Source organism: Candidatus Edwardsbacteria bacterium RifOxyA12_full_54_48, assembly GCA_001777915.1.
Lineage (GTDB): Bacteria > Edwardsbacteria > AC1 > AC1 > EtOH8 > UBA2226.
The window spans coordinates 109,332-125,125 of record MFFN01000005.1 but is presented as its reverse complement, the minus strand read 5'-3'; the positions used below and the strand labels follow the sequence as shown (position 1 = coordinate 125,125).

Here is a 15,794-nt window from a genome sequence, read left to right as displayed (position 1 = left end):
TAAATATCTCCTTTAATTAAATATTGCTTAGAATTTGATCTGCATCTGGGCGGTGATCTTGTCGTCCTGGTAGCTCTTATACCGGGAATCGGGGTCCTGGGCCAGGGTCATGTTGGTATGGTACAGGGTGCGGTCCACCGCCAGGGTCAGCCGGACGGCGGCATCCCACCAGTAGTTGACGGCCAGGGAGATGTTGGACTTCTGGTCGTACTCCAAGGCCGCGGCGGTGGTATTGAAGGTGGTGGTGTCGGATGAGATGTTGGGGTCATAGCTGTCCACCCGGAAGGCCAGCCCCAGCTTGTCTCCGATGTTCTGGATGCCCATCACATAGAAGCCCATGACCTCCTTCTCCCGGGACTCGCCCTTGACCACCTCGGCCAGCAGGCCGGTGCCGCCCACCGGCAGGAACTGGTGGTAGAACTCCAGGGTCCCGCCCATCCGGCCCTTGTAATGGTCGGCCGAATCCTTGTTGGAGGAAAACTTCTCCCGGCCCTCGTACCAGGAGCCGCTCAGGGCCACCAGCCCGAAGTCGTAGCGCACCCGGCCCACAAAATCCTTGGGCTTGGTGGGATCGGTCCAAGTGAAGGTGGAGTTGTCCACTCCATAGCCGTTGTAAACGCCCAGATCTACGTCAAGGTTTTTGACCGGGGTGAAATTCAGCTTGACGCCCCTATCCCGCTCACCCTTGAACAGGGTATTGGACATGATGCTCCGCTCCGGAACTTCACGCACCGTTGAGGAACGTTCGATCTCCACCCCAAACGGCCAGTTCATCTGTCCCATGGTCAGGTTGAATTTCATGGCGGTCCAAGGCTCGCTCAGTTTGATCCAGGCCTCCTTGAGAGAGACCTTGTCCTTGGCTCCATCAAAGTACAGAAAATACTGGGAGGTCTTGGCTGGAGTATAAACGAATTTCACCCGGCCCCGGCGGACATAGAACCAGCTGGAATCGGTCCGGCTGTCGGTGGAGCCGGCGGCGGTGTCGATCTTGTCATGGTTGATGTACTCGAAGCGGGTCTGGATGTACCCGGAGACTTTCAGCTTCTTGATCCCGGCGATATCGCTCTCGGCGGTCAGCATCCTCTCGTCAATACCGGCCAGCTTGTCGTGGGCGGCCGATACTTTTTCTTCCACCGCCTGGACCGGGGTCTGCTCCTGTTTGTTCAATTGATCCTTGGCGGCGCTCAGTTCCTGGCCCAGGCTGTTCACCTGCAAGGTCAGGGCCTCCATCCTCTGCTGAAGGTTTATCACCGCAGTGTCTGGCTTGGCTGTTCTTGACCTCTGGGCAAATGCTGTCTGACAGACCATCATTACTGCCAGACTGGTTACCATCACCTTTACCTTGCTCATTTCTGCTCCTTGTGTTTACTTAATTTTGATTTTGTTTTGCCATTATACATTTCGAACGTTGGGCATAGATTGCGTCAAAGTTAAAAATGCGTTAACTTGCCGTCATCTGGTCAATAGCCCCTCCTTTGGGCCCGTACAGGGCCATTTTGCCCCATAGGTATTTCATCAGAAAGTCCCATAAGGCCCTGCCGGCCGATCTGCCGCTTTTGGCCCGTACCGCCTTGTTCCTGATGGCTGAATACAGCATGGCTGATCCCCTTCCCGGGAAAACCGTATATCCCTGGCCGATGGCTTCCGGAGTGTGGGCATCGGATCCCCCCACCCCCGCCAGCCTGATTTTGGAATTGAATCTTTGGGTATAGGCATTGCTGAATCCTTCGGTGGGAGAGCCGTTAACCGTCTCAATGGCGTCGAACTGCAGGCTTTCCACCAGAGTTCCCACCCCGCCGCACTTGAACAATTTAAGCCATAGTGAGAACGGATGCACCGCCACGGCCAGGCCTCCCTGCCGGTGGATCTCATCCACCGTGGCCTCGGCGGTCAATAGCGGCCGGATCCGGTCTTTTAAAAAAAGGCCCACCACATGCCCGTCCGAGGTGGTTATTTCCTCGCCGACTACCACATCAATATTCAGTCCCCACCTTACCGCCAGCTCCCGGGCCTTAAGGGCACCCTCTATTTCGTTGTGGTCGGTTATGGCGATCGTATCCAGCCCGGCGGAGATTGATTTTCGCAGCACCTCTTCAATTGTTCCGGAGCCGTCCGAATATACTGTATGGATATGTAGATCTGATTTACCCATATTCTTTTTTTAATTCTGCCTAAATATAACCTTCTGCAGTTATGAAATGATTACAGTAATGTTAATTTAATATTAAATATGATTTAACCGGAAATTAACAAGTTCTTAACCTTTTTTCTCTTTACTTTATATATAATTTACATTATTATTTAACCGAACATATGGAGATGTTTAAGATATGCCCAAGAAGATATATATTGTGGAGGACGAAAAGGACATCGCCGATATCGTCAAGCATTACCTCAAGAATGCCGGCTATGGCGTAGAGGTCTTTGAAGATGGAGAAAAAGCTTTAAGGAGGGTACGGCTTTCGGTCCCGGATCTTTTATTGTTGGACCTGATGCTGCCCGGCATGGATGGCCTGGAGATTTGCCGCCTGTTGAGATCTGAGCCGCCGACAAAAAAACTGCCCATAATCATGCTGACCGCCAAGGGCGAGGAGACCGACAAGATCGTCGGCCTGGAGATGGGGGCCGACGACTATATCACCAAACCTTTCAGCCCCAAGGAATTGGTGGCCAGGGTCAAGGCCCTTTTCCGCCGCAACCAACCGGATCTGGAAGCGGTAAAGAATATTCAATATGGAAAGCTTTTCCTTGATATCGAGACCCATACCGTAACCGTCAATAATAAAGAAGTGACCCTGACCGCCAAGGAGTTCGCCCTGCTGGAATATCTGCTGCAACGCAAGGGCAAGCTGGTGTCGCGCGACAACATACTCGATGCGGTTTGGGGCATGGATTATTACGGGGGCAACCGCACCATCGACGTCCATATCCGCCACCTGCGCGAAAAGATTCCCCTCTTGAAAGCCTCCCTGGTCACCGTAAAATCATTCGGCTACAAATTGAAGGACGAAAAATAATGGCCAAAAGCCTCAAGGCCAGGCTGCTTTCCATCACCCTTCTGACCATCGTCTGTATGATAGGCCTGCTGAGCATATATCTTTCGATGGTCAGCCGCCATTACCTGCTTAATATAACCCTCAAGGGGATGGAACCGCTGGCCAGACTGACTGCGGAGAATATCTCCATTTCCTTGACCGGCCCCGCTTCTGTCGATTTGGATTCTCTGGCTGATGGTTATTCCGGAATCACCGGGTACCGCATAACCATCATAGATTCTGCCGGCAGGGTCCTGGGTGATTCCGAGGAGGACGGCGCGAACTTGGCCGCCATGGACAACCATCTGGGCCGGCCAGAAATACGAACCGCTTCCCGAACCGGAAGCGGGCATTCATTGCGCTACAGCCAAACGATTAAAAAAGAGCTGATCTATCTGGCTGTCCCCATCTCTGTACGAGGCACGCCTTGGGGCTATTGCCGCATTGCCTGGCCGTTCACCGATTTCGCCTCCTACCGCTGGCACCTGTTCTTTTCGTTGCTAACCGGATTTCTGATAGCTGCCTCCCTTTTAATTTTTATTTATAACGCCTACTGGAATGCGGTCATCAAATCGATAAATAAACTGGAGGAGGCGGTGGCCCGGATAAGCGGCGGCGATCTTTCCGCCCGGGCATCTACCAACCAAGGGAGCGCGGAATTGAATTTTATCGCCGAGTCACTGAATAAATTGGCCCGGTCATGGGAAAATACCCTGTCCGACCGTGACGGACAAAGACTCCGTCTATCAGCGGTCTTGCAAAGCATGTCCGAAGGAGTGCTGGTGATTGACAATCGCCAAAGAATAACGATGATAAATGCTCCGGCCTGCCGCATGTTCGGCCTGGAACATTCCGATTGCCAGGGCAAACTGCTCATTGAGGTCATACGCCATCCCGACATAGGAGAATGGTCTCGCCATTGTTCCTCCGGCCTCGAATTTGCGGTCGGCAATAAGAGCTATCTGGTTCACGGCTCGCCCCTGGAAAGCAATAAGCAGGATTCGGATATCGTAATCGTCGTCACCGACATCACCTACTATAAAAGGCTGGAGAACATCCGCAAGGATTTCGTGGCCAATGTTTCTCATGAGCTAAAAACACCCCTGTCGGCCATAATAGGCTATAGCCAGGCGCTCAATGACGGCAATTATCAGAACCAAGACCAGATGCGTGATTTTTTGGAGCGGATATACAGTCAATCGGAGCGCATGAATCGGATAGTGAGCGACCTTCTGACGTTGTCGTCTTTTGAAACGGGAAGTTATGCCATCAATCTGCAGCCGGTCCCGCTAAAAGACCTGGTGCAGCGGGCTGTTGATAACATACAGCAACCGGCCGGCCAAAAGAAGCAGGCAATATTGGTGAAGGATATTCCCGACAGCTGCCAAATAATGGCCGATGAGATCAAAATGATACAGGCCCTGACCAACCTTTTGGATAATGCCTCCAAATATACTCCGGAAGGCGGACGGATAGAGGTTTCTGTCGAACTCAAGGATAATATAGTTCGTATCATGGTATCAGATAACGGATCGGGCATATCTTCCGAGCACCTGCCCCGTATTTTCGAAAGATTTTACCGGGTTGATAAGGGGCGATCCCGCGAAATGGGGGGAACCGGCCTGGGGTTGGCTATCGTCAAACATATCGTAGAAATGCATCAGGGAAAAGTTGGTGTCTCAAGCCAGATCGGAAAAGGTAGCGAATTTTGGGCAGAATTGCCGATATAACGCCAAGTTCGGTCTCACTGGCTTTTATTCCGATAATATCAAATGGAGCGGGAAACAAAACAGCCCCATCTCAGTTATGAGATGAGGCTGTGAACTAGGGTGTGGGACAGAATTAATTTTCATCAAATTGAACAATGCCCCCTTTCCGGAGGTCTGGAATGCAGATATGGCCTTGGTGTTCACAGATCGCTTTACGAACGTACACCACTACCCCCAGCCAAGTAAAAAGGACTGAAGCTTTTGCCTCAGTCCTTTTTGATTTTCAGATGATTTGTTCAGATTCGACAATTCTCCGGGTTTTCGTCTGCTTACTTCTTTGATCCCTTTTTAAGTGATTCCATCACTTTATCCCTGGACAGTTTCTTGGTGCAGAAGAACCAGTCGTAGCAGTGCATTTCGTCCTTGCTTTCCATGCGTTCCTTGGCCGCGCCGCAGGAACTCGCCGTCGGCACAATGACATCATCGCCCGGCTGCCAGTCGGCCGGGGTGGCGATGGAGAAGGCGTCCGCCGTCTGCAGTGCCACCACCACCCGGTACAGTTCCTCGAAATTCCGGCCCAGGCTTAAGGGGTAATAGATGATGGTCCGGATGATCCCCTTGGGGTCTATGACGAAAACCGCCCGCACCGCCTTGGTTTGGCTCTCGCCGGGCTGGATCATCCCGTACTTCCTGGCCACCTCCATGGTGATGTCCTCGATCAGCGGAAAGTTCACCTCCACGTTCTTCATTCCCTTGTATTCGATCTTCTCCTTGATGGTCCTCAGCCAGGCGATGTGGCTGTATAGCCCGTCGATGGACAGGCCCACCAGCCTGCAGTTGGCCTCGCCGAATTTCCCCTCCAGAGTGGCAAAGGTCATGAACTCCGAAGTGCAGACCGGGGTAAAATCGGCCGGATGCGAAAAAAGGATCACCCAGCTGCCGGCAAACTGCTCCGGAAAAGTGATCTGGCCCTGGGTGGTCACCGCCTTGAATGAGGGGGCCCTGTCCCCGATCCGGGGCATGGCCGGGGAAGGAGTTTGGGGGTTCTGTTCCATGTTGGTCTCCTGGTTTTAGAGTTTACTCTTTTGGTCATCGGTTCGGAATCATCAGCCTGCTGTTAGCAGGTCCCATAGCGGCCTCAATGATCGCAGGCATTGGCGCCGGTCTGCAGGGTTCCTTTGAAATAATCTTCCACCAGTCTTTCCGGCGCCTCTGCCGGTGCGCCCACTATCACCTTGATGCCCTGTTCCGCAAACAGCCCCTGGGCCCTTTGTCCCATGCCGCCGGCAATGATCACCTTGGCGCCCTTTTCCGCCAGCCAGCGGGGCAGCAGGCCCGGTTCATGGGGCGGGGCCTTGATGTCCTCCCGGCCCATGATTTTCTTTTCGGCCGCATCCACATCTACCAGGGCAAAGCTCTCGCAATGCCCAAAGTGCATGGTCAGTTTTCCTTCAGCCAGGGGAATTGCTATTTTCATGAATGATGCTCCTTTTATTTTTGGTTTATTTTATCTGACCCCAAGTTTTTTCAAGTCTTAAAATTATCGGATCAATGATCTTTTGCATGATTGCGGCCATGGCGGTACCGGCATGCTGGCTAACATAGGCCCGGCCGCCATCTCCGCTTTCAGCCACCGCCTGATCGATGGGTATCGATCCCAGGAACGGCACCCCCATGTCCGCGGCTATCTGCCTGCCGCCTCCGGCGCCCAGGATCGGGGTGACCTCGCCGCATTTGGGACAGGCAAATCCGCTCATGTTCTCCACCATCCCCAGCACCGGAACGTCGATCAGCCGGCAGAAGGTTATTGACTTACGGACATCCACCGCCGCCACCTTCTGCGGGGTGGTGACGATCAGCGCTCCGTCAAGGTTACCGATCAGCTGGCAGACCGATAAAGGTTCATCTCCCGTCCCCGGAGGCGAATCGATGATCAGATAGTCCAGATCCCCCAGGACACATCCTTGAGGAACTGCCTGATCATGGTGGTCTTCATCGGGCCGCGCCAGACCACGGCATGATCCTGGTTTTCCAGGAAAAAGCCGATGGACATGACTTTTATCCCGTCAACCTCCAGCGGCTGCATCTCTCCATCCGGACCGGCGACGACCGAACCCTCCAGCCCCAGCATGGTGGGAATGCTCGGCCCATGGATGTCGATATCCAGCAGGCCGACCCGTTTCCCGGCCAGGGCCAGCGATGCCGCCAGGTTGACCGCCACCGTGCTCTTGCCCACCCCGCCCTTGCCGGACATCACTACTATCTTATGCTTGATATGACAGAGGCGTGACCGGAGCTTGCGGCGATTCTGGAAATCCGCATCGCCTTCGTTTCCCTTGCGCTTGGAAGCATCGCAGTTTTTATCACTGCAGCTGTCGCAGCTGAAACCGGCGGTTTCAGGGCTGGACGAAGGAGCGTGATTGTCAGACGTTTGTTTCATAAATCCTCACAGGCTGTTTTTAAAGTATTGGCGGCCAGCAGCGCGCAATGCTGGTGTTCTTTGGGCAGGCCTCCCAGAAAGTTCAGGAGATCCCGCTGGCTTAGGGCTGCAGCTTCAATGGCGGTTTTTCCGATGGCTAGAATGCTGGCCATGCTGCCGCAGGCCAAAGAAGGGCCGCACCCGTCGGTGACGAAAGAAGCCTGGGCGACCCGCCCGTTTTGAAGCGCCACCCAGAATTCCATGGTGTCTCCGCAGGGGCCGGTTATCCTGGCATGACCATCGTACTTTTTCAGGGGGCCGTAATTGCGGGGTTTAATGGCATGATCGCGCGCTGTTTCGGAAAAACAGTTCAGGTCAGTGCAATCCATTAGACTCATCCCTTTATGCCGAGTTTATCCCAGATATTTTTAATGTCTTCGGCCGAGGGGGCGTCGGTCTCAACCACGGCCTTTTTCCGGATCTGGGCCTGGGTGACCCCGGGGTCATATCTGATGCGTCCGGCTATCCCGGCTCCGGCCAGTCGGGCTTTTTCCTCTATCTTTTCCGCCATGCCGGGGTTGATGTCCCATTTGTTGACGCAGGCGGCCGCCGGAACCCCGAAGTGTCCGGCCAGCTTGAGAACCCTCTCCAGGTCATGCTCCCCCGATACCGTGGGTTCGGTCACCACCAGCACCTGTGAGGCCCCGGTTATCGAGGCAATCACCGGGCAGCCGATGCCCGGGGGCCCGTCAATTATTATCGGATTTCTTCCCGTCTCCTGGGCCAGCATCCGGGCCTGGTTACGGACCATCGACACCAGCTTGCCGGAGTTCTCCGCCGCCACCCCCAGCCTGGCGTGGACCATCGGACCGCACCGGGTATCCGAGACCATCCACTGACCACAGACCCGCTCCGGGAAATCGATGGCCTGGGCCGGACAGATCCTGACGCAGACTCCGCAGCCCTCGCAGAACACCGGATCGATATGGAATTTCAATCCTTTCCCGGCCTCCCCTGCGGTTTTCTTTACCGCTCCGAACCGGCAATTCTTCAGACACTCCCCGCAGCCGGTGCATTTTTCCCGGATGATCATTGCCTCATGCCCGCTGCTGAACTTATTGGTCTCTTTTACCTGGGGAGCAAGCACCAGGTGCAGGTCGGCCGCGTCTACATCGCAGTCGGCGATGACCGGCCGGCCGGCCAGGACCGCCAGCGAGGCGGTTACGCTGGTCTTTCCGGTGCCGCCCTTTCCGCTGATGATAACAAGTTCTGTGATAATTATTTACTCCTGTTTTAGCAATATTTAAATATTTGAAATTTGTCTTAGGCTATCCCCATCATTTTTTACCATTGGTCGCCGCCAATGTATCTGCCAGATCCGCAAACATCTTCCGGTACTCTGGTAGCGCATCCACCATCAGCACCCCCCTGGAGTAGGCCTCGGCGATCCTCCGGTCGTCCGGGATCTCCAGTAGAATGGGAATGCCCTGCTCCCGGCAGTAGGCGTTCACTCCGTCATCGCCCGAACCGGCGCGGTTGACGACCACCCCGAAGGGAATCTTCAACTCCCGCACCATGTCAACGGCCAGGGCCAGGTCGTTCAGCCCGAACGGTGTCGGCTCGGTGACCAGCAGGACGTAATCAGTGTCCCTGATGGTGGCCACCACCGGACATGAGGTCCCGGGCGGGGCGTCCAGTATTGCCGGAATCTCCGGGTTCAGGCGCGACTTCACCGCCCGGATCAACGGGGGCACCAGGGAGACACCAACATCCAGCCGCCCCATGATCAAGGTGATGTCTCCGGATTTCAGGGTTTCCACCGCTCCGATCCGGCGGTCCTTTTCGCTGATGGCTTTCTGCGGGCAAGCCAGGACGCAGCCCCCGCAGCCATGGCATAGTTCCGGAAAAACGATCGGCCCGGGTTTGACCACGGCTATGGCATGAAACTGGCAGACCCGGCCGCACTCACCGCACAGATCGCACCGGGTGGCATCGATCACCGGCACCGGCACGGTTACCACGGACTCGGCTCCCGGCTTACCGGAAAGGAACAGGTGGGCATTGGGCTCCTCCACGTCGCAATCCAGCAGCTGAACCGGTCGGCCCAGCGATTTTGCCAGGTTCAGCGAGACCGTGGTCTTGCCGGTTCCGCCCTTGCCCGAGGCAATGGCAAGTATCATATCTTTCCCCTGTCGATATCTATTCCGTTCAGGCGACGGTTTTCGATCGCCCCGGAGCGGTGAACTATTTTCGAACAGTTCAAACCCAATGCCCCTCGACATCGGAATCTTTTGCCTCGGCCAGCTGGCCGTTGATGAACCGTTGTAAAGCTTCTTCCACCGTCGGTGCGTCGGTGTTGTAGACCTTTACCCCAGCGGCTTTTAGTACCTGAAAAGCCTTGGGGCCGCAGTGCCCAGTTACCAGCGCCTGGGCGCCTGACTGCGATACGGCGGAGGCCGACTGAATACCGGCTCCCTGGGCCGCGTTGAGGTTCTGTACATTGTCGATGATTGTAAAGCCCTTGGTTTCAGTGTCGTAGATCAGAAACTTGGGAGCCCGGCCAAATCGGCTGTCAAGCGGCCCGCTCAGCTCGGTTCCCGAGGTGGTGAAGGCTATCTTCATGCTGCTCCTTTTATTTTAGGGTCAAGTTTAAAATTCATCAATTATAATCTTCTTTTACGACTTCGGATTCCTCCATCAACCCGCCCACGATCTCTTCCATCTTGGTTTCCTTCCAAAAAGACAGCCGCTGGTGGACATCCATGTATTTTTTGGGGATGGGGTGGGTTCCGATCACCACGGGAACACCGTACCGTTCTTCGATAAAGCTCTTGAACCTCCTGATATTTGGGCACGGTGGGTAGCCCACCACCAGTCCGGTGGCCAGATGGATGGCCTGGGCGCCGTTCTTTACCATTTCCTCCGGGACGTATTCGATGTTTCCCCCGGGGCACCCGCCGCAGTTGGAATAACCCACCACCTCCAACGGCTCGGACTGGGCATATCGTGCGAACCCGCCCTTTCTCTCCCGTACCGACCTGAAACACTTTCCCCCGCCGCAGTCCCGGTAGCGGGCACAGATGATGATTCCAATCTTCATTTATTGCTTCCAAAATAAATATAATTAGCCTTAATGGACAAGAAACCAACGGCCGTACCACGTTGCCAGGTGCGGCCGTGATTTGCAGAATGCCTTACTTACTGGTCTTTTCTTCCTTTACCCCGAGGTCGGCCAGACGTTTTTGAATGGCATTAACTTGGGATTGAAGCGCTTCTGCCTGGCTTTTAAGGGCTGATTTTTCCTGTTCCGGGGTAAACTCGGACATGACCTGTTGGTCCACTCCGAATCGCTTCCAGCCCGGCAGGCCGGTGGCATAGAACTGATTCCTGCATCCCCGGCCGCCGCCAGAACGCCCGAAACCCCGGCCTATTCCCAGCCCCCTTCCCAATCCGGAATTCATAAATCCCGGTATACCAGATCCTGCGCAGAAACCGGCTGCGCGTCCGGTCATCGGCCCCATCCCCATGGGGCCTGTTCCATCACCACGTGGCATGATCTTACCTCCTATGATTACTTGTTTGTTTCCGATTGTTTCCCCTGTCCGTGGCCGGCTTTGCGGCCCTGGCCAAGCCCCCGGCCTAAGGCCTGTCCCTGCCCTTGCTGGGTTGTTGTTTTTTGGGTTGCCTTGCTATCGCAACGCCCCATGCCCCGGCCAGTGGCCGGGCCTTTGCCCTGCGGACCTGTTCCGTCGCCTCTTGGCATGTGATTTCCTCCTATAATTATTTATTTCTCTTCTGGTCACTGGGCTTTTGGAGCCGCAGATTTAGTGTTCCGATTTATTTGCTGCCGGGCAATTATGCGTTACTCTTGATGCATTTTGGGCATAATCCATAAAAAGTAAAATCATGATCGACAATCTGGTACTGGTATTTGGTAATCAAATGATTTTCCAGCTTTTTAACCAGATCCAGCTCCTGCTGCTCAAAATTCATATAATCAACCACCTCATGACAGTTGCGGCAGACCAAATGATGGTGGTGCCCAGGGCGATCGGCCCTTTCCCGCAACTCATAGCGAAGCTTTCCATCCCCGGAATCGAAGGCTAGCACATGGCCGTTGTTGCGCAAAAGCTCCAGATTGCGATAAACCGTCGCCAGGCCAATTCCGGGGAACTGACTGCGCAACCGGCTGAATATCTCATCGACCGTTGGATGGCCATCCATTGCCTGCAGGGTTTGAAAAATAGCTTTCCTGGGAGCGGTCATTCTTTCACCGCACCCCGTAGAAGGCCAAAAGGGACCCTGCTTTCCTGCACGTCGGCAATGCATATTAATCACCTTATATGTTATTGATAATGATTATCATTATAACCAAATAATTCAAGTTTGTCAAGTCCTGTTTTATTTGTTCCCTGAAAATATATTTTTTTTATTTTTGGGAATTAGTTATACCCTTCCAACACGATATGGCCAAATAATCAAAAAAAACCCACCTCATTTAAGAGATGGGACTGTGAGCAGGAGCGGGGGACAGAATTATTTTTCATCAAATTGAATAATGCCCACTTTTCGGAGGTCTGGGATGCAGTGATGGCCTTGGTGTTCACAGATTGCGGTTCGGATCTGATGGACAATAACATTTATACTGGCCGATCAATCTTGTGCTTCCCGTTATTTTTAGTCAGGCCAAGGCTCTATCGACTTTGTCAACCCGGTTTTGTATCCCCAATCGGTCATATATATCCCTGGCTTCCTTCAGCTTAGTGACGCTGCCCATCACCTGCCCCCAGTAATAGAGGGAGTTGGCCAGGGCCGGTTGCTGGCCCAGCTCCCGGTAAATCGTCACTGCCTCGCCGAATCGGCTTTCGTCTTTCCATATCCGAGCCAAGATCAGCAAGGCCTCGGCTCTGCCCGCCCTGGAATTCAACTCACCGGCCAGCCGCAGTGCTGTCTCAGCGTATTCCACCGCCTCCTCCCTATGCCCCTCGGCCAGTTCCAGCATCCCGAAGGAGGTGGAAACTCGGCGCAACGTTTCCTTGGCCCTGATTCCGGCGGCTATGTCCCGGCACCGGGCCAAATGTTCCCGGGCCTCGCCCAGCCTGCCCTGTTCTAGGCAGGCCCGGCCCATATTGTTCAGCGTGTTGGCCTGGCCCAGCCGGTCGCCCAACTCCTCCCGGATCTTCAGCGACCGGGTGAAATGGTCCAGGGCCGTGGGATAATCTCCCAGTCCGTTGTGGACCGTGCCGATGTTGTTCAGGCTCATCGCCTGACCACGCCGGTCACCGAGCTCGCCTCGTATCTTCAGCGATAGGCGGTGGGACTCCAGGGTCCGGAGATAATTCCCCAGCCTGTCATTTACCACCCCAATGTTGTTCAGGCTCATCGCCTGGCCGAACCGGTCCCCGATCTTCTTCCGAATCCCCAAGGCCCGATTGTGGCATTCCAAAGCTCGGGAGAAATCCCCCAGCGAGTTATGAACATCCCCGATGTTGTTAAGGATCAACGCCTGCCCCACCAGGTCCTCGACCTCACACATTTCCAGGGATCTTTCATAATGTTCAAGGGCCTTGTGGTAATCCCCCAGGTTTTTGTGCACCACCCCGATGTTGCCCAGACTCACGGACTGGCCCGGCTGGTTACCGAGCTCCTGGTGGATCGCCAAGGCCCGGCCGTAATGCTCCAGACCTCCGGCATAATCCCCCTTCCGGGTGCAGACCAGCCCGAGGTTGTTAAGGCTTTCCGCCTGGCCCTTGCGGTCTCCCAATGCCTGGTATATCAGCAGGGACTTTTCCGCCGCCGCCTTCATTAGGTCATGGTTGCCGAGTTCGGAGTAAACGTCCCCCATCTCCAGCCAGCATTCCCCCTGGCCCTTCTGGTCCCCCAGTTTCCCTGAGATGGCCAGGCCCCTTCCCAGGTCGGCCAGAGCTCGCTCGTTTTTGCCTGAAAGCGACAACACCCGGGACCGGTTCAAAAGGATGTAGACGACTCTGCAGTGATCTATCTTGTATTTGTAGTTATCCAATTGATTTTCATTTCAGTTTGTCTGTTTATTTGTTTAAGCGTAACAATTCAATCTAATAATATCAAGTAAAATAAACCCCATAGCTTTGGTGTAATACTTTAAAACTATATATGCCTGACTCACCTCCTAAAACTGGTCCAGCAGTTCTTCTGCCTTTTAGATAAAACATGGAGTATTTGGTTATTTTGATTATACTTTGTATTTTCTTCGAATAGCACCCCATTATGAAACTCGTCCAGTATGGCAGCCAGTAATAAAGAAGCGGCAATCCTACAGATTGCCGCTTGTGTTTTTATCACCTATCATTCCTTATAAACGCACACCCGGTTCCTGCCGTATCTTTTGGCCTTATAGAGGGCCACATCGGCCGATTTTAACAGCCCGTCCACTGTTGCTTCCTTGGATGCCGTAGCGGATATGCCTATCGATACCGTGAAGAAGACGGCATCGCCCCCGGGGAGGGTGACCGATGTCTCGGAAAGTTTTTCCCGTATACGCTCGGCTATCGTTTGGGCCTGGATTTTGTTGGTTTCGGGAAGAACTATGGCAAACTCCTCCCCGCCCATGCGGGCAAAAATGTCTATGTTGCGGATCATGCCCAGGCAGGTCTTGCAGAGCGCCTTAAGCACCTGGTCTCCGATATCATGCCCGTGCGTGTCGTTGACCTTTTTGAATTTGTCGATATCCAGCATCAGAAAAGCCATCGGTCTGCTGGATCGCTTGCCTCGCGACAGCTCCCGCCCGGCCAGTTCGAAGAAATGGCGTCGGTTACTGATGCCGGTCAAATGGTCGGTCTGGGCCTGCCGTTCAAGCTCCTTGGATTTTTCCACCAGTTGATCCTTTATTTTCAATAGCCGGCCGGCCAGCAGAGCAATGCCGAGCAGCAGTCCGAAGATCAGGATCAGGCCGGCGATCTGATAGAGGCACTGCTCCCTCCATTGCTCAAGGTCCTCCTTGACGGTCGAAGACACTATCACCGTATAGGGATAATCCCCTACCTTATAAAATGCGCTAATCCTCTCCTGTCCGTCCCAGGGAGACACAGTTAAGGACTGCAGCATTTTTATACTTTTGGATAAAAAAACCTCCAAGACCGGATAGTTTGCTTTCTTGCCTTCGGCCTTGGCGATCTTGGGTATGTGCAGCAACAAGATCCCGACCGGATCGACCACGGCTATGGCCCCGGTATTTGCAAAATCAGCGTCCCCAAAAAGACCGGCCATCTGTTTTGCGTAAAGGCCGGCATAGATGACCCCGAACAGGCTATTTCGCCCCTCCACCCGGATGGCGCGGGAATAGGCGAACCATATGTCCTTGGTGTTCAGTTCCTCGAACGCTCCCGAACAGTGGATATCCTCATCGGGATGTGATGATAGATAGGAAAAGTACTCCCGGAACGAGCGGTCGGCCCCGATGCTTTCCTTGACCGGCCCGGACCGGTCAACCCCGCTGACAAAGACGCCCTTGGCATTCATGATACCCAGCCCGAATATCCAGGGATGGGTGTTGATCTTCTTCAACAGAACCGCATTCAGCTTGTCCGTGGCCTCTTTATTTGGGCCGTCTATAAGACGGGGCATCATGCCGTTGACATCGTCGTGGATGCCGCGCATGATGTAGTCGATCTCCCTGAGTGCACCCGATAACCGCTGGGCGGAGATCTTGGCGATATTGGCATTCCGCTGTTTGGCGTTTTCGATCAGAGTTTGGCGGGTATGCACCAGTTGATAGACCTCCAGAAGGCCTATCAGCGACCCTGCCAGCAGGGCCAGCAACGGAAAATAGTTCTTTTTGATCTCGATCTTCACAATGATCATGCTCCGATAAACAACATCGCTGATACGATGTTCTGAAGAAGGGCGGGGTTAAACCCCTACTGGGTCTTATTTGATCTTTTCTTTGCTTTGTTCATTTAATGCTATCACTCCATACAGCATTTGTCAACTATAAATCCAGCATAAAGTCGCATCATTTTCTATCTTGAAAATTAAGCGGGCCGAAGCAAATTGCTTCGGCCCGCTTCTACAAAACAAGTTATTCACCCTCCAGGGCCCGCAGTATTTTATCCAGCTTGATATTTATCTTATCCAGCTCCTTTTGCACCTGGTCTCCGCCGCCCGGGCTGGAATGCTCCCGGGGGGCGAACCGGTCAGGTCTGGAAAACCGTGGGCGCTCGGGCCGGTCAAAGCGCCGGGGCGCCTCCGAACCCTCCATTTTCCTGAAGCAGTCACGGCAGTAGATGGGCTTGCCTCCGGTGGGCTTGAAGGGGACCTCGCAGCTTGTTCCGCAACTATCGCAGGTGGCCGGGTGCATCTGTTTATCAAAGCTCCCTTTGCCGAAATCCTTCCCCCCGCGGGGGCCGAACTTTTTGGGGCCCCGGCTGGGGGGTCGGCTGGAACCCTTTTTTTCAAATTTGTTATCGCGATCGAATTTTTTCATTTTTTCTTCCATTATCTATTATTTAATTAAGGTCAGGGCCATCAATACCGGCCACCCCTTTGAGGTAAGTATACACCGGTTGAGCCTTAATTACAAGCCTAAATGGATAGGGGGCCGTTGCCGACTTTTGCAGACCGGCACCGGGTAAGGCCCGCGGTTTTTTGACTATT

The 15,794-nt window shown here is 54.0% G+C and carries 17 protein-coding genes and 1 pseudogene; 2 read left to right on the top strand and 16 right to left on the bottom strand.

Annotated elements, in window-relative coordinates:
* Nucleotides 1-27 precede the first annotated feature (27 nt).
* A complete protein-coding gene (locus tag A2273_08990) occupies nt 28-1,350 on the bottom strand; it encodes a hypothetical protein (GenBank protein ID OGF07062.1) in 1,323 nt (440 codons plus the stop codon).
* A 91-nt stretch (nt 1,351-1,441) separates the two neighbouring features.
* Nucleotides 1,442-2,089 (bottom strand): hypothetical protein, encoded by a 648-nt coding sequence (locus tag A2273_08985; GenBank protein OGF07061.1) that lies wholly within the window; start codon nt 2,087-2,089, stop codon nt 1,442-1,444.
* Nucleotides 2,090-2,330: 241 nt separating this feature from the next.
* Here A2273_08985 and A2273_08980 point away from each other — a divergent pair, with 241 nt between their 5' ends.
* Nucleotides 2,331-3,017, top strand: a complete 687-nt coding sequence (locus tag A2273_08980) for a DNA-binding response regulator (GenBank protein OGF07060.1) — start codon at nt 2,331-2,333, stop codon at nt 3,015-3,017.
* The gene (locus A2273_08975; GenBank protein OGF07059.1) at nt 3,017-4,765 is read left to right on the top strand and encodes a hypothetical protein; all 1,749 of its coding nucleotides are present in this window, start codon (nt 3,017-3,019) and stop codon (nt 4,763-4,765) included. Before A2273_08980 ends, A2273_08975 begins: the two co-directional genes overlap by 1 nt.
* Before the next feature lie 308 nt (nt 4,766-5,073).
* On the opposite strand, the gene A2273_08970 is transcribed toward A2273_08975, so the two are convergent.
* From A2273_08970 to A2273_08905, 14 genes and pseudogenes are all read right to left on the bottom strand, one after another.
* Complete coding sequence (locus tag A2273_08970) at nt 5,074-5,799, bottom strand: peroxiredoxin (GenBank protein OGF07058.1); 726 nt, start codon at nt 5,797-5,799, stop codon at nt 5,074-5,076.
* An 83-nt stretch (nt 5,800-5,882) separates the two neighbouring features.
* Nucleotides 5,883-6,221, bottom strand: coding sequence for an ATPase (locus A2273_08965; protein ID OGF07057.1), 339 nt, complete (start codon nt 6,219-6,221; stop codon nt 5,883-5,885).
* Between the two features lie 25 nt (nt 6,222-6,246).
* Nucleotides 6,247-7,184 (bottom strand): annotated as a pseudogene (locus tag A2273_08960) (ATPase).
* Nucleotides 7,181-7,561 (bottom strand): hypothetical protein, encoded by a 381-nt coding sequence (locus A2273_08955; GenBank protein OGF07056.1) that lies wholly within the window; start codon nt 7,559-7,561, stop codon nt 7,181-7,183. The pseudogene A2273_08960 and the gene A2273_08955 overlap by 4 nt, the downstream one beginning before the upstream one ends.
* Nucleotides 7,558-8,439, bottom strand: a complete 882-nt coding sequence (locus A2273_08950) for a (4Fe-4S)-binding protein (GenBank protein ID OGF07055.1) — start codon at nt 8,437-8,439, stop codon at nt 7,558-7,560. Before A2273_08950 ends, A2273_08955 begins: the two co-directional genes overlap by 4 nt.
* A 61-nt stretch (nt 8,440-8,500) precedes the next feature.
* Nucleotides 8,501-9,343, bottom strand: coding sequence for a (4Fe-4S)-binding protein (locus A2273_08945; protein ID OGF07054.1), 843 nt, complete (start codon nt 9,341-9,343; stop codon nt 8,501-8,503).
* Between the two features lie 79 nt (nt 9,344-9,422).
* Nucleotides 9,423-9,785: a dinitrogenase iron-molybdenum cofactor biosynthesis protein gene (locus tag A2273_08940; GenBank protein ID OGF07053.1), complete on the bottom strand. Its 363-nt coding sequence runs from the start codon at nt 9,783-9,785 to the stop codon at nt 9,423-9,425.
* Between the two features lie 37 nt (nt 9,786-9,822).
* On the bottom strand, nt 9,823-10,263 hold the full coding sequence (locus A2273_08935; protein ID OGF07052.1) for a CGGC domain-containing protein: 441 nt from the start codon (nt 10,261-10,263) through the stop codon (nt 9,823-9,825).
* A gap of 94 nt (nt 10,264-10,357) precedes the next feature.
* Nucleotides 10,358-10,717 carry a hypothetical protein gene (locus A2273_08930; GenBank protein OGF07051.1) on the bottom strand — a complete coding sequence of 120 codons (360 nt, stop codon included), beginning with the start codon at nt 10,715-10,717 and terminating at the stop codon, nt 10,358-10,360.
* Between the two features lie 17 nt (nt 10,718-10,734).
* Nucleotides 10,735-10,926 (bottom strand): hypothetical protein, encoded by a 192-nt coding sequence (locus A2273_08925; protein ID OGF07050.1) that lies wholly within the window; start codon nt 10,924-10,926, stop codon nt 10,735-10,737.
* A 92-nt stretch (nt 10,927-11,018) separates the two neighbouring features.
* Nucleotides 11,019-11,492, bottom strand: coding sequence for a hypothetical protein (locus A2273_08920; GenBank protein ID OGF07049.1), 474 nt, complete (start codon nt 11,490-11,492; stop codon nt 11,019-11,021).
* A gap of 352 nt (nt 11,493-11,844) precedes the next feature.
* Nucleotides 11,845-13,185, bottom strand: a complete 1,341-nt coding sequence (locus A2273_08915) for a hypothetical protein (GenBank protein OGF07048.1) — start codon at nt 13,183-13,185, stop codon at nt 11,845-11,847.
* Between the two features lie 302 nt (nt 13,186-13,487).
* Complete coding sequence (locus A2273_08910) at nt 13,488-15,002, bottom strand: hypothetical protein (GenBank protein OGF07047.1); 1,515 nt, start codon at nt 15,000-15,002, stop codon at nt 13,488-13,490.
* A gap of 217 nt (nt 15,003-15,219) precedes the next feature.
* Complete coding sequence (locus A2273_08905; GenBank protein OGF07046.1) at nt 15,220-15,624, bottom strand: hypothetical protein; 405 nt, start codon at nt 15,622-15,624, stop codon at nt 15,220-15,222.
* Nucleotides 15,625-15,794: the final 170 nt, after the last annotated feature.